This is a genomic window from Thalassovita mangrovi, from assembly GCF_009857745.1.
GTDB classification, from domain to species: domain Bacteria; phylum Pseudomonadota; class Alphaproteobacteria; order Rhodobacterales; family Rhodobacteraceae; genus Thalassobius; species Thalassobius mangrovi.
Genome location: NZ_WWEN01000003.1, coordinates 539,168 through 558,887, shown reverse-complemented (window position 1 = coordinate 558,887; position 19,720 = coordinate 539,168). Strand labels below are relative to the sequence as shown.

Below are 19,720 nucleotides of genomic sequence, written 5' to 3'. Positions count from 1 at the left end.
ATGTCGCAGTTTTCCAGCGTCCTGATCGGCAACGAATCCCTGGTAATCCAATGCGGGGAAATCCTGCGCGGCAAGGGGCATAGCATTTCCGCCGTGGTCACCCGCAACCCGGATATCGCCGCCTGGGCCACCGGCGCGGGGCTGCGGGTCGAAGCGCCGGGCAAGGATCTGGGCGCGCGACTGGGTAGGCTGCACTTCGACTGGCTGCTGAGCATCGCCAATCTCGACATCATCCCGGGCGACGTGCTGGCGATGCCCGCCAAGGGCGCGGTGAATTTCCACGACGGGCCGCTGCCCGCCTATGCCGGGCTGAACGCGCCGGTCTGGGCCGTTGCCGCGGCCGAGGACATGCACGGCATCACCTGGCACATGATCGAAGGCGGCATCGACGAGGGCGATATCCTGATCCAGCGCCGCTTCGCCATCGCGCCCGCCGATACCGCGCTGACGCTGAACACGCGGTGTTACGAGGCCGCGATCGACAGTTTCCCGGAACTGGCCGACGCGCTGGCCAGCGGCGCGCCCGCGCGGCAGAAACAGGACCTCTCAATGCGCAGCTATTTCGGCCTGTCGCATCGTCCCGCGGCGGCCGGGCGGTTGGATTTCACCAGGTCGGCGGCCGAGGTCGACGCGCTGGTGCGGGCGCTGGATCACGGCGATTACTGGAACCCGCTGTTCTGCGCCAAGATCGAGGCGGGCGGGAAACTGGTCCTGGTCGGCAAATCCGCCCTGTCGGATGGGTCGGGCCAGCCGGGCGAGGTACTGGAAGTTACCGCCGACCACCTGACCGTGGCCTGCGGCGACGGGGCGATGGTGCTGCGCGGCTTTTCCGCGCCGGATGGGTCGGGAGTGGCCCTGCCGAAGCTCGTCTCCAAGGGCGAGTTGCTGCCCAGCCCCGACGCGGCGCTGAGCGACGCACTCGACACCGCGATGCAAAAAGCGATCAAGGGCGAACCGGCCTATCGCGCCTTGTTCGAAGCCTTCACCCCGGCGCAATTGCCGCTGACCGCCACCACCTCCGCAGGGGTGCTGGAACAGCCCCTGTCGCTGGACGCGGAAACTGCGACGGATGCGCTGGCGCTGGTCGCCGGGCGGCTGGCGGCGACCGAAACCGTCGATCTGGCGTGGAGCACCGCGACCACGGCGCCCGAGGGCTACCTGATGCCCTGGGCCCCGGTCAGGCTGGACACCTCCGCCAGCGTCGAAACCGTCCTTTCCGGCTTCCAAGCCTCTCTCTCCACAGCGCAAAAATATGGCCCCGCGCCCGCCGACATGCCCGCCCGCCTGCCGGGGCAGGCGCGGATCGACACCCCGCAACTGGGGTTGAGCGATCAGGCGGCGCTGATCCCCGGCACGGCGATCACCCTGTGTGCTGTCGATGGCGCGGTGAAACTGCTAGGCGATGCGGCGAAGGTCACGCCCGCCTTCCTGAAACTGATGGCGGATCGGATCGAGAAAGCCGCAACCGCCGACCCGCAGGCACAGATCAAAACCCTCGACATCCTGCCCGATACCGAACGCAACCTGATCCTTTACGACTGGAACGCGACCAAGACCGATTACGATCCCGACCTGTGCATCCACCATATGTTCGAACGCCAGGTCGCCAAAACGCCCGAAGCCGAAGCTCTGGTCGTCGATGGCGAAAGCCTGACCTATGCCGAACTGAACGCGCGCGCCAACCAGGTGGCGCATGTGCTGGCCCAGATGGGGGTGAAACCCGGCACGCTGGTGGGGCTTTACACCCATCGCAGCCCGTTCCTGCTGATCGGGGCGCTTGGCATCCTGAAGGCGGGCGGCGCTTATGTGCCGCTCGACCCCGCCTATCCCGCCGACCGTATCGCGCTTTATATCGAAGACAGCGCCTGCCCGGTGATCGTGACGGGTCAGGCGATGGCGGCCGAGTTGCCCGAACACGCGGCACAGGTGCTGGCGCTGGATACCGATCCGCGCATCCTGTCGGCGTCCACCGACAATATCGACAGCGGCGTGAAGGGCCAGGACATGGCCTATATGATATATACCTCCGGATCGACCGGGCGGCCCAAGGGGGTGATGGTCGAACACCGCAACGTGTCGAATTTCTTCACCGGGATGGACGACCGGATCGACCATGCGCAGGGCGGCGTCTGGCTGGCCGTGACCAGCCTGAGCTTCGACATCTCGGTACTGGAACTGTTCTACACCCTCGCCCGCGGCTTCAAGCTGGTTCTGTCCAGCGACGAAAACCGCGCGCTGGTGTCGAAAGGCCGGATGCCGATGACCGGCAAGGGGATGGATTTCAGCCTGTTTTACTGGGGCAATGACGATGGCGTCGGCCGCGACAAGTACGAATTGCTGTTCGAGGGCGCGAAGATCGCCGATGCCAACGGGTTCTGCGCGGTCTGGACCCCGGAACGCCATTTCCACGCCTTCGGCGGCCCCTACCCGAACCCGTCGGTCACCGGCGCCGCCGTTGCAGCGCTGACCAAAAACCTTGCCGTGCGCGCGGGCAGCTGCGTCGCGCCCTTGCACCACCCCGCCCGGATCGCCGAGGAATGGGCGGTGATCGACAACCTGACCAACGGGCGCACCGGGATCGGCATCGCCTCGGGCTGGCAGCCGCACGATTTCGTGCTGCGCCCGGAAAACACCCCGCCCAACAACAAGCCCGCGATGCTGGAAACCATCGAGACATTGCGCAAGCTCTGGGCCGGGGAAGAGGTCGAATTCCCGATGGCCAACGGTGAAATGCACGGCCTGGTGACCCAGCCGCGCCCGGTATCGAAAAAGCTGAACATCTGGGTGACCACCGCCGGCAATCCCGAAACCTGGAAGGAAGCGGGCCGGATCGGCGCCAACGTGCTGACCCACCTTCTGGGCCAGAGCATCGCCGAGGTCGGCGACAAGATCAAACTCTACCACGCGGCTTTGCGCGAGGCGGGGCATGATCCCAAGGATTTCACCGTCACGCTGATGCTGCACACCTATGTGGCCGAGGACCGCGAACGGGCCCGCGAAATCGCCCGCGGGCCGATGAAGGATTACCTCAATTCCGCCGCCGGTCTGATCAAGCAATTCGCCTGGGCCTTCCCCGCCTTCAAGCGGCCCGAAGGGGTGACCAACCCGTTCGAGCTGGACCTCGGCACGCTGGATGCCGAGGAACTGGACGCGATCCTGGAATTCGCCTTCCTGCGCTATTTCGAGGATTCGGGGCTGTTCGGCACGGTCGACGACTGCCTGAACCGGGTCGAACAACTGAAGCGGATCGGGGTCGACGAAATCGCCTGCCTGATCGATTACGGCATCGAGAAACAGACGGTGCTGAACGGTCTGACCCTGCTGGCCGAGGTCCTGAAAGGCGCCAATACCGAGGTGGAACTGGACGAGGACGATTTTTCCATCGCGGCCCAGATCATCCGCCACGGCGTGACCCATCTGCAATGCACGCCCTCGATGGCGCGGATGATTTCGATGAACGACGAAGCGCGCGCCGCCTTGGGCCGGGTCGAACACCTGATGATCGGGGGCGAAGCCCTGCCCGGCGCTCTGGTCGGCGAATTCGCCGACATCACCCGCGCGGGCATCGAAAACATGTACGGACCCACCGAAACCACCATCTGGTCAACCACCGAAACCGCCGCCGCGGGTGAAAGCGTGGTCAATATCGGCGCGCCCATCGCCAATACGCAGGTCTATGTTTTGGACGACGATCTGCAGCCGGTTCCGGTGGGCGTCCCGGGCGAGCTTTATATCGGCGGTGACGGGGTGACGCGCGGGTATTGGCAACGGGCCGATCTGACCGCCGAACGCTTCCTCGCCGATCCTTTCGTGACGCCGGACCACGCCGCCCCCGGCGGGGCGCGGATGTACCGGACCGGCGACCTGGCGCGCTGGCGCGCCGATGGCAAGCTTGATTTCATGGGCCGGGCCGACCATCAGGTCAAACTGCGCGGCTACCGGATCGAGCTGGGCGAGATCGAGGCGGCGATGGCCGAACAGCCCAACGTCACCCATGCCGTGGTGATCCCGCGCGAAGACACGCCGGGCGCGACCCGCTTGGTGGGTTACATGACCGCGAACGGTCCCGTGGATGAAACCGCGCTGCGCAAGCACCTGTCGGATCTGTTGCCCGAATTCATGGTCCCGGCGCAATTCGTGACGCTGGACGCCTTCCCGCTGACCCCGAACAAGAAGGTGGACCGCAAGGCGCTGCCCGCGCCCGTGGAACGCCAGGCCAGCGCCCCGATCGCCGGTTTCGTCGCGCCCACCAATTCGGTGGAACAGGATATCGCCGCGATCTGGTCGCGCATCCTGGGGGTGCAGGCCATCGGGTCGCGCGACAATTTCTTCGACCTCGGTGGTCATTCGCTGCTGGCGGTGCAGGCGCATCGGGAAATCCGTGAAAAGCTCGGCGCGGCAAAGCTCGGGATCACCGATATCTTCCGCTTCCCGGTGCTGTCGGCATTGTCCGAACGGGTGTCGGAATCGCTTGGCCAGGTCAAAGTGGAACCGGCGGCGGCGCAGGATACGGCGGCGCGTTCCGACGCGATGTCGCGCCGCAAGGAAATGCGCGCCCGGCGGATGGCGCGCAATCCGAAATGAACCGCGATGCCCTGCGCAACGGGCTGCGGCAAATCTTCGGCGGCGGGATCGGCATCGGCATGACCGATCCCGCCTCGCCCGATCATCCGCTTTTCCCCGAAGAACGCGCGGCGGTGGCCAACGCGGTGCCCGAACGCATCCGCGAATTCGCCGCCGGGCGGGCCGCGGCGCGCGCCGCCTTTGCGGAGCTGGGGCTGGCGGAACCCGTTATTCCGGCAGCGGCGGATCGCAGCCCGATCTGGCCCGATGGCAGGATCGGGTCGATCACCCACACGGATGAGCTGTGCCTTGCCGTGGTGTCCGATACTGCGAGCTGGCGGGGGCTCGGGCTGGATGCCGAAGAGGCCTCGCCGCTCTCAGACGAGCTGTGGGACATCGTGCTGGCGCCCGAGGACAGGACCGCGATCGCCCCCCTGCCGCAGGCCCTGCGCGGGCGCCGCGCCAAGCTGATCTTCTGCATCAAGGAAGCGGCTTATAAGGCGCAATATCCGGTCAGCCAGACGATCTTCGATTTCCAGACCTTGGCGGTGGAGCTGGATGATACCCGCTTCCGCGCCGTGTTCCGCCGCGACGTGCCGCCGTTCCGGCAAGGCATGGCGATAGCGGGCGGTTTCTTCGAAGCGGACGGGCATTTCATCGCCGGAGCGACGCTGCCGCAGACCTGACCGGGCCGGCGCCACAATTCGGCCCAATTCCCCGACCCCGCGTGATTCGCATCCCTCGCCAACCCTGCCTTATTTGGCGGCTCCCCCTGCGATTCCCGCCGACCCCGGCCGAAACCGTCCCCGCCCCTTTGTGCTCGTATTGCCAACAATCCTGCCCGACAGGGCGAGATTGAGGCCTAAATCGCCGCAACCACCGGAAATAGCCCGCGAAAACCGCACCAACCCCCTGAAAATAAGGCGGAAATGTGGCGGAAAACCCGGATTTCGAAATAGTTTGTTTCCGCGAAATGTGGCGTAAAAATTGGAAAAAATATGGCGAAAATGGTAATTTGTGGCGCAATCAAGGCACTTTTCCGACTCCAATCGTTCGTTTTCTCTCTCGCTGCTTTATGGTTTCCGCAATGAATAGCCTTCTCTCTCTCTCCGGTCTGAAACGGGCGCTGAAACGGCGCGCGCTTCTGATTTCCGTAGTGTTCATTTGCGGGACCCTTCTGTCGCTTCTGTTCGCGATTCAACGGCCCGACGTTTACGAGGCGACCGCGGTCATCCAGATCGAAACGCCCAAGATCACCACCAACCTGGCCAGCGGCGGGACCGTCACCACGACCAGCGGCAACCGGTTGAAGCTGATCGAGCAGAAACTGATGTCGCGCGACAGCATCCTGGCGATGATCGAAAAATTCGACCTGTATAACGGTGGCGACGCACCGTCGGATTCGATCCGGGTCGGACTGCTGCGGGACGCCATTCAGATCACCGAACTGATCGATCCGGCGCAGGCCTGGCGACCGAATGTGCAGCCCTCGGGCCTGTCGATCACCGTCCGGCTGAACGATGCCCGCAAAGCCGCCGATATCGCCAATGAACTGCTCGCTCAGGTCCTGGCCGAAGGCAAGCAGCGCAGCGAAATCCGCGCCTCCCAGACCCTGGCCTTTCTCGAGGCGGAAGAGGCCCGGCTGAGCGCCGAAATCGAAGCGCTGGCGCTGGAATTCGCCCGGTTCAAGGAACGCAACGCGGCCTCGCTGCCCGACAATATCGAAGCGCAATACGATCAACTGGCCCGGCTGCAGGAATCGCAGCTGGAAATCGAAACCCGTGTCGTCGAAATCGAAACCAACAGCACCCGGCTGCGGGCCGATGAACGCAAGCATCAGTCCGAATTCCTGGCCCAGCAGTTGTCCTTGGTGGAAACCCGCATCGCCGAGGTCGACAAGGCGCTGGCCGCCGCCCCCGAGGTCGAACGGCTTTACAACGTGATGCAACGCGGGCTGGACCAGTTGCAGGAACAATACGGCGCCATCACAACGCGCCGCACCGAAGCGGCCATGGCGCAACAGCTGGAAAGCCAGAACCAGTTCGAACGGTTCGAGGTGCTGGAAACCGCGTTGGTGCCGGAATACCCGGTGTCTTCGGGCAAGAAAAAGCTGGTCCTGGCCGGCACCATCGCATCGCTGCTGGCGGGGCTTGGGCTGGGATTCGTGTTCGAATGGTTCAGCCCGGTCATGCGCACCAGCGAACGGGTCGAACAGGAACTGGGGCTGCGCCCGGTGGTTATCCTGCCGGTGCTGCGCAAACCGCGAAACGGTTGGCGCGAGAAACTGGGCCTGCGCGCGGCCTGATCGGGATCAGTATCCGTATTCTTCGCCGGTGGCGTCTTCGGCCTTGTTCAGGACCACGCCCAGAAGCGGGCAATCCTCGCCCAACTGCCACATCACTTCGCGCACCTGCGACGCCTGAGTCTTGGTGCCGTCGATCACCACCAGAACCCCATCGAAATTGTCGCGGAACGCGATCACGTCGTCATGCGCCAAAGCGGGCGGCAGATCGAGAAGCACGACATTGGGTTTCAGGGTTTCCTCCATCAACGCGATGCTATCGGCCGTGGTGGGTTCCTGCAGCAATTCCGACGAATACTGTTCCACCCGGTCGTTCAGCGCGATGGCCAGGTTCGACCCGATATTCAGGTTGTTTTCGCCAAATTTGAAGAAATGGTCCCGCAGCGGCGACAGCCCGCGCAGGTAATCGCCGATGCTGCCGACATGCTGCTGGCCCAAGGTCTTGGCGACGCTGGGGTTGCGCATGTCCAGATCCATCAGCACGGTGCGGCAGTTTTCATAGCGCGACAGGGCCACGGCGAGGTTCAGCGTCACGAAGGTCTTGCCGCAATCGCGCGTGGGCGAGGTGATCGCGACCCGTTTCCAGCCGTTTTCCGCCAGCGCCTGCATCAGCCGCGCCCGCAGCACGTCAAAGGCCGCATGCGCCGGTTCCTTGCGCCGGGCCGCGATGATCAGGTTGCGATCCAGCACCGCCGAATCCACCGGGATGGTCGGCAGGTCGGCCCAGATATCCGGCGCCGACACCAGCGGCCCGAAATCCGCGTCCAGAAGGTCTTCCTCGATCTCCTGATCCGGTTCCTCTTCCAGGTCGATCCAGGCAAACGCTTCGCGCAGCGCTTTTTCCTCGGCCTCGACCTCGGCCTCGGACAGGCGCGGCGGGCGCGGCGGGCGCGGGAATCCCCGCGCTTCGTCTTGCTGCGGCCGCTGCTTGCGGCGGAATTTTCTCGACTGCTCTACCATCTGGCCTTTCCCCGTTTTTACGGGAGGGTCTTATCGGTAATTCGATGAATCACACTTTTGCTTGGGTCCACCAAACCCCAAGAAATTGGCAAAATTAAGCCAATCGCGGGGCTAAAGCCCGAACAGGTTGGCTTGAACGATACCACGCTCGGCGAACCGATCCGGATCGGTTTCGGGCTGCCAGCCCAGCAGCTGCTTGGGGTGGCTGTTGTCGAAAGGCGAAAAATGCGCCCGCGACTTCCAGTCGCTCAGCGACGGGCGCACCACGCCCTTGCGGCGCAGCACCTTTGTTTTCAGCGCATATTTCACCGCATCCGCGATCCAGAACGCGGTCAGGTTGCCGGGCCGCACCTTGATCCGCGCGCCCATCTTTTGCTGGATCGCGTCGAAATAGCCGCGCGCCGACCAGACCGGATCGCCGATCAGGTTGAAGCTTTCGCCCACCGCCGCATCCTGTTCCATCATCGAGATCAATGCGTCCGACACGTCATCGGCCAGGACGAAGGGCAGGATGTGTTTGCCGTTCCCCCAGATCCGCACCGCGCCCGCGCCGTGCCAGCGTCCGATGCCCCAATGCTGCAGCGGCCCGCCTGCGCCGATCACGATGCCGGGCCGGGCGATCACCACCGGCAGGCCCTTTTCCGCGTGCATCCGCATCAGCCGCGTTTCGCATTCCGCCTTTGACCGGGCATAGAGGTTGCGTTCGCTCATATCGCCGAAATCGGTATACTCGGTGATCGTCACACCCGGGTCGGACATGTCGTAAGACGCGATCGTGCCGGTATAGATCAGCCGTTTGACGCCTACGTCCATCGCCGCCTCGGCCACCCGGACGGCGACACCCACATCGTTTTCCAGCGCCGCGTCCCAGGTCTTGTCCATTGACTTGGCGAGGTTGAACACCGCGTCGATCCCCTGCATCGCCGCGCGCAGCCCTTCGTCGTCCTTCAAAGACACCGACACGGTTTCCACGTGATCGGCGATATCGGCGAAGGGGCCGTGGCGGCCCCGGCTCAGCACCCGCACGTCGTATCCCTTCGCCACCAGAGCCCGGGTCAGGTTGCGTCCGATGAACCCGGTGCCGCCGATCACCATGACGGTGGGATTGGGTTTGCCCTTGGCCGGCACAGCCTCCACAGGGGCGGGCATCAGGGCCAGCGTGTCGTCGATGGCCTGCATCACCTGCAGCGCCGACACCCCGCTGTAACGGGGGTCTTCCGCCGCGCCTTCGCGCAACGCGGCATAGACCGCCCCGACCGTGCCACGGAAGCTCAGCCCATAGGGTGATTTCTGGTTCAGCGACACCAGCTGCCGCCCGGCATTCACGAATCCTTCGCGCAGGTGCTGCCCGGCCAGGTTCATCTGTTTCAGGAACGGGTTCAGCACCAGGTCGGCGGCGTTGTCCTGCGAAATCACCAACGTGTCGGCGGCGTAATCCATCCGCGCCACACCCGAAGACCCGCGCAGGGTGACCGACCGGTCGTCATGGGTTTCGACCAGCGACAGGTTGATCGTCACGTCCACGTCCCCCGCCCGGGCGATCACCCGCCACGACTGATGCCGCACCGCCCCGCCCGGCAGGGTGATCGGCTGGCCCAATTCCAGATGGCAAATCTCCAGCGGTCCGAACAGGTCGACCGCAAAGGAAAACGGATGCGGCCCCAGTTCCAGCAAAAGGTTCTTCGCCTCGCGCAGCAGCCAGATGCCATAGGGCCCCGACCGCAGCGGAGCGAGGGGAAAGCACCAGTTGATTTCCACCGCCGACACCCGGCCGATCCGGCCCGCTTCCTTCGCCGCCTTCAGACGGCGATAGGCGGGCAGGCCGAGGAAGTTATGCCCGGCGGCAAAGCGCACGCCGTTCCTTTCCGCCGCCGCGACCATCTCCGCCGTGTCGGCGGCAGACGTGGCGACAGGTTTCTCGACAAGGCAATGCAGCCCGGCCTCAAGGCATTGCAGCGCAATGTCCTTGTGGAAATCCGGCGGCGTCAGGATATGCACCGCGTCGCAGGTTTTGGCCGCGATCATTTCCTCCACCGACCCGAAGGCCGGCACGCCGTAGGCATCACCCAATCCCTGCGCCGCATCCTTCGAGACGTCACAGATACAAGCCAGCTCGGCATCCTTCACCGCGCGCAAGGCGTCGGCGTGCCAGCTGGCGATATAACCGGCACCGATGATGCCTACTCGGATCGGGGAATGGGTCACAGGCGGCCTCACTTATACTCGATAATGCTCATGGCGCTGCCGCGCAGCTTGCGCAGGCGATAGCGGATCATGCCGATCATATTGGGAAATTTGGACAGGCTCAGGAACACCGACTGGCGCAGCGCCATGTTGAGCCCCAGCCCTTCGCGCCGCAGCCCCTGCACGGTGCGAAAATAGGACAGCGCGTAAAGCGCCAGCACCGCGATCAGCAGGACGGGCAGGCAAGCGATCAGGGCGACCAGCGCAATGGCGGGCAGGATCGCGCCGAAAACGATCACCCGGCGGCGTTCGGTCACGAAGTAATCGGGATGCAGATCGCCGACCTGGGCAAAGCCATGGCCGCTGCGCACAGCGCGCTGCCACCATTGCGAAAACCGCGTCATCGCCGCGTCGTGCCGGGTCATCGGCAGCGGCAGGCGGAAAATGCGGTGCCCCGCCTTGCGCATGCGGGTGCAGAATTCGTCATCCTCCGCGGCGATGACGGACGGGTTGAACCCGCCCAGAGCGTCGAACGCATCGCTGCGCACCATCATGTCGCCGCCGCAGGCCGCGATGTCGCCCGCCGGGCGGTGCCATTCGAAATCGGTCAGAGCGTTATAGATGCTGGCCTCGGGGTGGATTTCCGACCGCCAGCCGGTGACGATGCCCAGGCCTTCCTGATTGCCGAATTCGGCCAGGGCGGCGGCGATCCAACCCGGTTCGACGCCGCAATCACCATCGACGAATTGCACGAAATCCGGCAGGCCGCTTTTCTTCAGCGCCTCAAACCCCGCATTGCGCGCCCGCGCCGCGGTGAAGGGGATGGAGGTATCCAGCTCCACCACCTCGACCCCCAGTTCGCGTGCGGCCTGCACCGATCCGTCCGTCGATCCGCTGTCGACATAGACGACGCGGTCCAATTGTTCGCACAGCGTGGTCAGGCAACGGATCAGCCGTTCGCCCTCGTTCCGGCCAATCGCAACCGCCGCGACAGTGCCCGTCATGCCCCGCCCTCCGGCCGTTTTACCGTTGGCGGCGCGCCATCCAGATAGGAACGGATCAATTGACCCAGCCAGCCCGCTTCGCTCTCGATATTGAAATCCCGCGCGACCTTGGCCCGGCCCAGTGCACCCATGTCGGCGGCCTTCGCCGGATCGGACAACACCCGCAAAATCGCCGCCTCCAGCGCCGTCTCATCGCCCGGCGGCACCAGGATGCCGCTTTCGCCCTGCTGCACCAGTTCCGGGATGCCCGCGATTTGCGTCGCCACCACCGGCAGGCCGGCCGCCATCGCCTCCATCAGCACCACAGGCACGCCCTCGGCGAAGCTCGGCAGGACCAGCGCATCGACCTGTTGCAACATCCCGGCGACCTCGGATTGCGATTTGTAACCGGCGAAGGTGACGTGATCCGACAGGCCCATTGCCCGCGCCTCAGTTTCCAGCATCGCCCGGTCCGGTCCGTCGCCGATCAGCGTCAGGTGCGTATCGGGACGCTGCGCGATCACCGCTTTCAGCGCTTCGAACAACACCGGCAGCCCCTTCACCGCCGCCAGCCGCCCGACGAATAGCAGGCGGTTGCCCGCCCGATCCCCGGCCCCGGCATAGCGCCCCGGTTCAACCCCGCAATGCACGATATGCATCCGGTCCCAATGGTCGCGATGAGCGAAGGCCATCCCCTGCGAGCGGCAGAAATCGCTGATGCAGGCGGTGAAAGCGGCCCGCGCGATCTTTTCGTCCAAACGCCAGCGTATGGGTTCGAAGAAGATATCCGGCCCGTGCAGCGTGAAACTGTAGGGAATGCCGCTGATTTCATGGCACAGCATCGCCACGGTGCAGCTGGCCTTGGCGATATGGTTGTGCAGGTGCCGCACGCCCCTGTCCTGCAGATACGCCGCCAGAACCACCGCTTCGGCGAAGTAAAACAGCTGGTACAACGTCGCGCGGATGCCCCCGGGCGAGGTTTGCCATGCCAGCCGCAGCGCCCGGAAATAGGCGCCCGGATTGCGCAGCGCGCGCAGATGGGCGCGCAGGCTGATCAAGGGGTTCGCCGCGGCGCGCAGCACGTAGAAGGTGCGCGCGGCCTCTTCCTTCTGTTCCGGGCCGACCAGGTGTTCCGCTCCGGTGCGGCGGATCGAAGTGGTTTCGACCTCGAACCCCTGTTTGCGCAGCTCGGCCACTTCGCGCTGGATGAACGTGTCGGTGGCGCGGGGGTATTCGCCGGTCAGATAGGCGATGCGGATGGGATCAGTCATCGCCGCCCTCCCGCGCCTGTTTCATCAGATCCTCGAACCGCCCCTCGGACTGCCAGCCCAGATCGTGCAGCCGTCCATTGTCATAGCGCAGCGGCAGCAGACGCGCCCGCAAAACCGGCATCCGCAGCAAGCCGGGGCGCCCCTGCCAGGCGGCAGACAGGCGCGCGGCGCGCTCAACCATACGCAAGGGTACGGTTACTTTCGGCCAGCCGCGCCATTTCAGCGCTTTGACGAAGCGTTTGCGGTCGGGCAGGTCGTCATCCACCACGTTCACCACGCCGGACCGGCCCTGCCCCGCCTGTTCGGCGGCCAAAACCAAAGCCTGCGCCGCGTGGCGCACATGGGACAGCGGGATTTCCCCGTCCTTGCCCACCTGGATCAGCAGCGGCCCCAGCCCGACGCCGATATGCGCATTCCACACCCGCCCCGGGCCGTAAAGCGCCCCGATCCGCAAGATCTGCAGCGGCAAACCGGCATCGGCCGCCACCGTGGCGCACAGCATTTCCTGCGCGATCTTGCCCCGGCAATAGGCGTCGCGCAGGTCCGCCCGGTCGTCCAGCGGGCTGTTTTCGTCGATCACATCGCCTGCATTCACCTTCATGCCGGAATAGACCGACATCGAACTGGCCAGCACGAAGGCGGGCGGTTTCTGCAGCGACAGACAGGCGGACAGCAGCGATTTGGTCGCATCGACCGTATCGCTTTGCTGCGCAGCATCATCGCCTTCCAGCGAGGCCGCGAGATGGATCACAACGTCGATATCGTGCGGCAGAACCTTCAGATCGTTCAGGTCGCTTGCGATCACATGAACCTGGTCCGGCCAGCCCTGCAACAATGCGGTGCGGTCGCGCAGGACCGCCGTCACCCGGTGACCGGCCGCCACAGAATACGCTACCGTATGTTTCCCCAGATATCCGGACGCGCCGGTGATCAGCAGGTTCAGACCGCCCATGGCATCGGCTCCATCGGGTCGCATCTTGTGGTCATGTCCTGCACCCCGGCGTGATCGCCCGCGTTCTGGATCGCCAAAGTCACCTCGTTCAGATGCAGCGCGAAATCGGCGGACAACCGGCAGGGGCGGTTTTCGGCGATGGCTTCCAGCATCTCGACCGGCCCAAGCGCGAAATTCATCGACGCCGCGCCCCAGCGGCCGACCATCGGATGGGTCGGCCCCGGCAGCGACACGCGCTTGCCCCAGGGGCTGTCGATCAGCCTGCGGCGGATGCGGAACCGTTTGTGGAACTTCACCGGCGCGCCGTTGGCCCAGGCCTGTTTCACCTGCAGCACGCCCTTGTCGCCGATCACCCGGATGCGGTGATCATGCGGCGCGACGATGGAACAGGTCAGCCGCACCATCGGCCCGGTTTCGAAAAACAGCGTGGCGACGGAAAAATCCGGCGCGGCATCGGTGATGCCCTTCTTGTCCGGGATGGTTTCCCCCGAGGCCGCCACCACCCGGCGCACCGTGCCGAACATCGCGATCAGCCAGCTGAGGTAATAGCCCGCATGTTCCAGGGTGCAGCCGGTGCGGAATTCATCCTCGTAGGGCCAGGGCGCGCCGCTTTCGCTTTTCCAATCCTCGACCGGGGCCTGCGAAATGAATCCGTCGTCCAACTCGGCATAGATCACGCGGGGCGCACCGGCGACGCCGTGGCGCACCGCATGGGCCAGGGTCTGGGCCGCCTCGCCCAGCACGCTGCAAGGGGCGGATGCCAGCATCAGCCCCTTCTGCGCCGCCAGACCGTGCAGCGCCCGGGCCTGTTCCATATCCATCGCCAGCGGCTTTTCCGAATAGGTGTGGAACCCGGCCTCAAGGCAGGCCTTGTTCACCTCGAAATGCGCGCCGGGATTGGTCAGGTTCAGCACCACGCCATCAAGCGGCAACGCCGCAAACAGATCGTCCAGCGCGGCGCAGTGCGGCACGCCCCAATGGGTGCAAAACGCCCCTGCCCGGCCCGCATCGATGTCGAAGGCGCCCACGACCCGCACCTGCGGCACGCTTTGCAACGAGCGCATGTAAAGGTCGGCGACGAAACCGCAGCCGATCAATGCCACCGCCGGGCCGTGTGTTTTGGTGCTGCTCATCGTGCTCAAATGCCTGTCATTATGCCGCCCGTTCCATCATAGGAACGTGTCAAGAATTTGTCCCGCTTATAGCCTTGCCGGGGAAATGCCGCCTGTGCAAAAGCGAATTTGCCTGTTAGCCCTTTCACTAAGCCCTTCGGGCAGTTCCGGGTATTTTTTAGGAATTTGGCATGAAATTCTGGGTCGGCAGCTATGAAATCGGCATAAACATCGCCGACCGGGCCAGGTTGGAACGGGCGGTGACGGATCGCTTCGCGGCCAGACAGGGATTTGCCCTTGCCACGCTGAACATGGATCACCTCGACAAGCTGCGCCGCGACAGCGCCTTCCGCGCCGCCTATGCCGCGCAGGATCTGGTGGTGGCCGACGGAAATCCCATCGTCTGGATGTCGAAACTGGCGGGCCGGCCGGTCGACCTGATGCCCGGGTCTGACCTGGTTCTGCCATTGGCCCGGCTCTGCGCCGAACAGGGCGTGCCGATGGCACTGGTTGGCAGTACCCAGGACAACCTTGAAAAGGCGGCCGAGGTGTTGCGGCGCGAAGCGCCGGGGCTGGAAATTCCCTGTTGCATCGCGCCGCCCTTCGGCTTCGATCCGGCGGGCGAGGAAGCCCGGGCGATCCTTGAACAGGTCGCCGCCTCGGGGGCTCGATTCTGTTTCCTGGCGCTCGGCGCGCCGAAACAGGAAATCTTCGCCTCCCTGGGGCGGGAGGTCGCGCCAGGCATCGGTTTCGCCTCGGTCGGGGCGGGGCTGGATTTCCTGGCCGGGTCGCAAGTGCGCGCGCCGCGATGGGTGCGGGCACTGGCGCTGGAATGGCTGTGGCGGCTGCTGTCCAGCCCGAAGCGCCTGGCCGGGCGCTACGCCCGCAATTTCGCCATCCTGCCGGGTCATGTCATCCGGTCGCTGACGCGCAGGCAGTCATAGCCGCCGCCCCGCCACCCGGCGCATCAGCAGCGCATCCTTGATCCGCCCCTTCAGCCCGCGCGCGGGCGGGATTTCACGATCCATCTCGAACACCGATCCGGTCAGGGCAGGGTCGTGCCACAGCGCCATATCCGCCCCCCATTTCGCCGCCTGTTCGGGGGGCAGACCATCGGGAATACCCATCTTGGTGGCCAGCATCCCGGGCATCCAGTCGTTGATGACGATATCGGGAAAGCGGTCTCCCAGATCGGCCACCGCCGCGCGGGTGAAAATCCGCGCCGCGCCCTTGGATACGGAATAAGCCGCGCTGGCGGGCAAGGGGTGCAGATCGGCGAAGGTTGACACGTTCACGATGCGCCCGAACCCGGTCTGCACCATGCCGCGCAGCGCCGCCTGGGTGCAAGCCACCACGCCGCCCAAGTTGACCGACACGGTCGCCATGAAACTGTCCGTCGTTTCGTCGAGCAGGTCGCGGCGCGGATAGACGGCAGCGTTGTTGATCAGCAGCACCGGATCGCCCAGATCGCGCGCGATCTTGTCGAAGGCCGCATCGACGGCGGCGGCATCCGACACGTCCGCCAGCACCGGGGTGAAGGAGCCCCCGACAAGCTCGGCGGTCTCTTGCAATCCCGCCTCGCCGCGTCCGATCCCGGCCACCCGCACGCCGCGATGCGCCAGTTCCACGGCCAGCGCCCGGCCCAGCCCGGCCCCGGCCCCGGTCACGACGGCAACGCCCCCGGTCAGTCTGTGATCATTGCGCGCCATCGGCTTTCCTTTCGAACTGATCGGCGATGCGGTCGGCCACCCGCAGGGCGTTGGCGGCGATCGTCAGGCTGGGATTGACGCCCATCGAGGTCGGGAAGACCGAAGCGTCGGTGACATAGAGGTTGTCCAGCTCATGCGCCCGGCAATCGGCGTTCAGAACGTTGGTCTGCGGGTCATTCCCGAACCGCAGCGTGCCGCAGGGATGACCGAAATTCAACTCGGGCTGGAAACCCAGGAACATGCGCCGCTGCCCCGTAAACGCGGTGCGGATCAAGCGGCGGAATTTGCGCCGCCGCACCCGCATTTCGCCGGAAATCGCATATTCGAAGCGGATCGCATCCGCATCGTCGGGGTCCAGCACCACGCGGTTTTCCGGATAGGGCAAATCCTCCATCAACCCGACGAAGACCTGCGCGGTGCCGAACAGTTTCGCCGCGATCAGCGCCGGAATGCGCGTCAGTTGTTTCAGCGGTTTGATCCGGCGCAGGACGGAGCGGTCCAGCAACTGGTTGAAGTAATGCACGATCTCGCCATAGCTGACCTCGATCCCCATCGCCTGCACCATGCCCAACCGGTCGCCTTCGACGTGGTAGAGGTCGCGGAACCCCAGCGCCTTGCCCGATCCCCCGGCGGCAACCGCCTTGCCCGGCCAGACCGCGATCATTTCGTTGAGATGGAACATCAGGTTGCGCCCCACCATGCCGCTGCCATTGGCCAGCCCGCCCGGGTGCGATGCCAGCAGCAGGCGCGGCGATCCGAAGGCCCCGGCGGCAAGCACCACCACGGGCGCCCTGAGCGTCACCGCCTGCCCGTCCCGTTCCGCCTGCACCCCCGCCACGCGGCCACCGTCAGCAATCAGCCGCCGCACCGCGCAACGATCCAGCACCATGGCACGACCGGTTTCCAGCGCCGGTTCCACCCCGGCCGAGCGGCCATCCATCTTGCACCGTTTCGGGCATTTGAAGCCGAGGCAGTTCTTGCAGCCCTCGACCCGGCGCAGCGCCGCGTGGAGCTGATAGGGATGCAGCCCGTTCGCGCTCAACCGCGCTTTCAGCGCATCGTCGGCCGCCGACATCGGGGCGGGATCGCACAAATTCCTGCTGGGCACGACGGCCAGCGGATCGGGATCGCCCGCGACATGAAACATGTCCTCGGCCTGATCGAAATACCCTGCCATCTGCGCGAAACCGACCGGCCAGCCGCCGGTCGGGTGCGGTTTCTCCGCGCTGTCGTCCAGATCATGCGGCGCAGGCCGTTCCAGGGTCGCCGCGTAAAACACCGACGATCCGCCCACCCCGCCGCCGATCGGGCCGAAGAAGACACTGTCGCGCCCGTCGATCCGCGCCTGCATCGGTGTCGGCCAGGCCCCGCGAACCCGTCGCGCGACCGGGTCGAACATGTCGGGGTTCAGCGCGGTCTGTTCCGCCCGGTATCCCGCCGGCCCCTGTTCCAGGAACAGCACGTTCAGCCCATGTTCGGCCAGACGCCGCCCAGCCACCCCGCCACCGATCCCGGTGCCGATGACGATCACGTCCCAATCGCGGCCAAGGGCGTCGTCCAGTGTCATTCCGCCCCCCCTGTCAAAACCGGCCCGAACAGCGGTGCGACCAGGGCTGCCCCCGCGTTGGTCAGGTGGTTGTTGTCGAAATAGACCACCTTGCCCCCCGACCAGATCGAACAGTTCTCTGCGTCGCACAGATAGGGGCGTGGATCGAGAAGCGTGGCGTTTTCCGCCCTTGCGATGTCCCGCAGCATCGGGTCCGAGCTTGCCTGCCGCTCGGCGACCTCGCTCAGCGGGATCGAATAGGTCTCTTTCACGTCCTGACCGAGCCCATGCGCCAACCGCCGCGCGGTGCGCCGGGAATCGTACCGCTCGATTTCGGGAATTTGCCGCAGGATATGAACCTGCGCATAGGCCCCGATTTCATGCACCGTTTGCTGCAACAGGTCGCGCAATATCCCGGGTTGCGGCTGTCCCTCGGGCAGCAGCGTGATCTTGTTGGGCACATCGCGGCCCACTCCCACGCCTTCGGCGTAATAGCTCCAGCGCCCGATCAGCACCACGTCGCGCACGCCCAGCCCCGGCAGCGCCCGGCGGATACGGTCGTTATCGGCGCTGCATTCGGCATCCATCGCCGGGGTGGCATAGCTTTCGCGTTTCTGCACAGCGAACACCGGCGGGCATCCCGCATGCCAGATGATCATCCCCGGCGTGCCGCTTTGCATCGCCTGCGCGCCGATCCCGTCCATCAGCGCGCGCAGGTGACTGTCGCCCCAGAACAGAACCTCCGGCGCGCCTTCGGGGCCGATGGCGCAGGTTTCCACCCCGGCCAGCGGGCCGCTTTCGGCGGTCTCGCAGCGGCTCCAGTCCTGCAGGAAATCGCCCGAGGCATCGATATGGGCGCGGATATCGGCCGGGAACCGGTCGGGGAAGCCGTCGCGCAGGAATGCGGCGGCGCCGATGGCAAGGGTCAGCACCGACACCCCGCCGACGCCCGCCAAGGTCGCCGGCAGGCCAAGCCAGCGGGCATGGCGGGTGGGCCGTTCGACAAACCGCCATGACAACATCGCCAGCAGGATCGACAGCGCGATCAGACCCGCCTCCAGCATCGGGCCGCTAAAGATTTCCAGCACGTATTTGGAAAACACCGCCACCGGCCAGTGCCAGAGGTAGAGCGAGTAGGAAATCAGCCCGAAAAACACCATCGGCCCGGACCGCAGCGCGCGGTTGATCCAGTTGTCCTGCCGTCCGTTGAGCAGGATCAGAACCGTGCCCAGCGTCGGCACCGTGGCCCAGACGCCGGGAAAGGTCGGGCCCGATTGCACGAAGAGGACGGAGCCAATCAGCAAAACCATCCCGGCATAGGACAGCGCCGGGTGCAGGGTCCAATCGCTGCGCGTCTGGTATCCCCAGATCGCCAGCAGAACCCCGGCCAACAGTTCCCAGGCCCGGAACGGGAACAAGAAAAACGTCGCGGTGTGATTGCTCAGCGTCAGCAGCACGCAGGAAAACAGCGACAGCAGGAAAATCCCCTGCAGCAGCAGCGGCAGCGCCCGCAAGCCCCGCCGCCCCATCATGCCCACCAGCAGCATCAGCAAAGGCAGGAACAGATAGAACTGTTCCTCCACCGCCAGGGACCAGGTGTGCAACAGCGGCTTTTCCTCGGCAGCGGCGTCGAAATAGCCCGCTTCGCGGTAGAACTGCACGTTGGACAGGTAAACCGTGGCGGCGATCAGGCTCTTGCCGAATTCGCGGAATTCGAATGGCAGCAGGACTTTCCAGGACACAGCCGACACCACCAGCGCCATGACGAAGAAGGCGGGCGCCAGCCGTTTGAATCGGCGCAGATAGAAATGGCGCAGCGAAATCCGCCCGGTCCTGTCCTGTTCCGACCACAAAAGCCCGCCGATCAGGAAACCGGAGATGACGAAGAAGATGTCGACACCGACAAACCCGCCGGCAATTCCCGGGACGCCGAAATGGTAAAATACCACCGCCAAAACGGCGATGGCGCGTAATCCATCGATTTCCGGCCTGTATCCGTTTGGAACCATTGGGTGTTATTCGTTTCCGGTTGCGGCGCAAATGCCCGATTAATTTTTAAACCTGCCGACAGGGTAGCTATCGGGAAATCATACAGGCAATTGCGTCAGAATTCCGAACGGAATCGGAAATTTCCGCGC

General features: G+C 65.0%; 13 protein-coding genes. 4 read left to right on the top strand and 9 right to left on the bottom strand.

Going from position 1 to position 19,720, the window contains the following annotated elements:
* The 3 genes from GR167_RS09220 to GR167_RS09210 all read left to right on the top strand — a co-directional run bounded on the left by GR167_RS09220 (nt 1) and on the right by GR167_RS09210 (nt 6,868).
* The gene (locus GR167_RS09220; RefSeq protein ID WP_160973175.1) at nt 1-4,584 is read left to right on the top strand and encodes a MupA/Atu3671 family FMN-dependent luciferase-like monooxygenase; all 4,584 of its coding nucleotides are present in this window, start codon (nt 1-3) and stop codon (nt 4,582-4,584) included.
* The gene (locus GR167_RS09215; protein WP_160973174.1) at nt 4,581-5,249 is read left to right on the top strand and encodes a 4'-phosphopantetheinyl transferase family protein; all 669 of its coding nucleotides are present in this window, start codon (nt 4,581-4,583) and stop codon (nt 5,247-5,249) included. Before GR167_RS09220 ends, GR167_RS09215 begins: the two co-directional genes overlap by 4 nt.
* 401 nt (nt 5,250-5,650) lie before the next feature.
* The gene (locus GR167_RS09210; RefSeq protein WP_160973173.1) at nt 5,651-6,868 is read left to right on the top strand and encodes a GumC family protein; all 1,218 of its coding nucleotides are present in this window, start codon (nt 5,651-5,653) and stop codon (nt 6,866-6,868) included.
* Between the two features lie 6 nt (nt 6,869-6,874).
* On the opposite strand, the gene GR167_RS09205 is transcribed toward GR167_RS09210, so the two are convergent.
* From GR167_RS09205 to GR167_RS09180, 6 genes are all read right to left on the bottom strand, one after another.
* The gene (locus tag GR167_RS09205; protein ID WP_160973172.1) at nt 6,875-7,825 is read right to left on the bottom strand and encodes a CpsD/CapB family tyrosine-protein kinase; all 951 of its coding nucleotides are present in this window, start codon (nt 7,823-7,825) and stop codon (nt 6,875-6,877) included.
* Nucleotides 7,826-7,936: 111 nt separating this feature from the next.
* Nucleotides 7,937-10,030, bottom strand: coding sequence for an NAD-dependent epimerase/dehydratase family protein (locus GR167_RS09200; protein WP_160973171.1), 2,094 nt, complete (start codon nt 10,028-10,030; stop codon nt 7,937-7,939).
* 8 nt (nt 10,031-10,038) lie between these two features.
* Entirely contained in the window at nt 10,039-11,013 is a 975-nt protein-coding gene (locus tag GR167_RS09195) for a glycosyltransferase family 2 protein (RefSeq protein ID WP_160973170.1), read from the bottom strand.
* A complete protein-coding gene (locus tag GR167_RS09190) occupies nt 11,010-12,263 on the bottom strand; it encodes a glycosyltransferase (RefSeq protein WP_160973169.1) in 1,254 nt (417 codons plus the stop codon). Before GR167_RS09190 ends, GR167_RS09195 begins: the two co-directional genes overlap by 4 nt.
* A complete protein-coding gene (locus tag GR167_RS09185) occupies nt 12,256-13,239 on the bottom strand; it encodes an NAD-dependent epimerase/dehydratase family protein (protein WP_160973168.1) in 984 nt (327 codons plus the stop codon). The genes GR167_RS09190 and GR167_RS09185 overlap by 8 nt, the downstream gene beginning before the upstream one ends.
* Nucleotides 13,203-14,348, bottom strand: a complete 1,146-nt coding sequence (locus tag GR167_RS09180; protein ID WP_160973167.1) for a Gfo/Idh/MocA family protein — start codon at nt 14,346-14,348, stop codon at nt 13,203-13,205. Before GR167_RS09180 ends, GR167_RS09185 begins: the two co-directional genes overlap by 37 nt.
* Before the next feature lie 170 nt (nt 14,349-14,518).
* Between GR167_RS09180 and GR167_RS09175 the strand changes: the two genes are divergently transcribed.
* Complete coding sequence (locus GR167_RS09175) at nt 14,519-15,271, top strand: WecB/TagA/CpsF family glycosyltransferase (RefSeq protein ID WP_160973166.1); 753 nt, start codon at nt 14,519-14,521, stop codon at nt 15,269-15,271.
* Here GR167_RS09175 and GR167_RS09170 read toward each other — a convergent pair.
* Genes GR167_RS09170 through GR167_RS09160 form a run of 3 tightly spaced genes read right to left on the bottom strand, consistent with a single transcriptional unit; the run spans nt 15,266 to nt 19,591 of the window.
* Nucleotides 15,266-16,036, bottom strand: coding sequence for an SDR family NAD(P)-dependent oxidoreductase (locus tag GR167_RS09170; RefSeq protein ID WP_160973165.1), 771 nt, complete (start codon nt 16,034-16,036; stop codon nt 15,266-15,268). The two genes, GR167_RS09175 and GR167_RS09170, sit on opposite strands and share 6 nt — an antisense overlap.
* Nucleotides 16,023-17,603, bottom strand: a complete 1,581-nt coding sequence (locus GR167_RS09165; RefSeq protein ID WP_160973164.1) for a GMC oxidoreductase — start codon at nt 17,601-17,603, stop codon at nt 16,023-16,025. The genes GR167_RS09170 and GR167_RS09165 overlap by 14 nt, the downstream gene beginning before the upstream one ends.
* Entirely contained in the window at nt 17,600-19,591 is a 1,992-nt protein-coding gene (locus tag GR167_RS09160) for an acyltransferase family protein (RefSeq protein WP_160973163.1), read from the bottom strand. Before GR167_RS09160 ends, GR167_RS09165 begins: the two co-directional genes overlap by 4 nt.
* Nucleotides 19,592-19,720 lie beyond the last annotated feature (129 nt).

Excerpts from the sequence above, each read along its gene's own strand:
- GR167_RS09220 (WP_160973175.1), top strand. The coding sequence starts at position 1 with ATGTCGCAGTTTTCCAGCGTCCTGATCGGCAACGAATCCCTGGTAATC.
- GR167_RS09215 (WP_160973174.1), top strand. The coding sequence starts at position 4,581 with ATGAACCGCGATGCCCTGCGCAACGGGCTGCGGCAAATCTTCGGCGGC.
- GR167_RS09210 (WP_160973173.1), top strand. The coding sequence starts at position 5,651 with ATGAATAGCCTTCTCTCTCTCTCCGGTCTGAAACGGGCGCTGAAACGG.
- GR167_RS09205 (WP_160973172.1), bottom strand. The coding sequence starts at position 7,825 with ATGGTAGAGCAGTCGAGAAAATTCCGCCGCAAGCAGCGGCCGCAGCAA.
- GR167_RS09195 (WP_160973170.1), bottom strand. The coding sequence starts at position 11,013 with ATGACGGGCACTGTCGCGGCGGTTGCGATTGGCCGGAACGAGGGCGAA.
- GR167_RS09190 (WP_160973169.1), bottom strand. The coding sequence starts at position 12,263 with ATGACTGATCCCATCCGCATCGCCTATCTGACCGGCGAATACCCCCGC.
- GR167_RS09185 (WP_160973168.1), bottom strand. The coding sequence starts at position 13,239 with ATGCGACCCGATGGAGCCGATGCCATGGGCGGTCTGAACCTGCTGATC.
- GR167_RS09180 (WP_160973167.1), bottom strand. The coding sequence starts at position 14,348 with ATGAGCAGCACCAAAACACACGGCCCGGCGGTGGCATTGATCGGCTGC.
- GR167_RS09175 (WP_160973166.1), top strand. The coding sequence starts at position 14,519 with ATGAAATTCTGGGTCGGCAGCTATGAAATCGGCATAAACATCGCCGAC.
- GR167_RS09170 (WP_160973165.1), bottom strand. The coding sequence starts at position 16,036 with ATGGCGCGCAATGATCACAGACTGACCGGGGGCGTTGCCGTCGTGACC.
- GR167_RS09165 (WP_160973164.1), bottom strand. The coding sequence starts at position 17,603 with ATGACACTGGACGACGCCCTTGGCCGCGATTGGGACGTGATCGTCATC.
- GR167_RS09160 (WP_160973163.1), bottom strand. The coding sequence starts at position 19,591 with ATGGTTCCAAACGGATACAGGCCGGAAATCGATGGATTACGCGCCATC.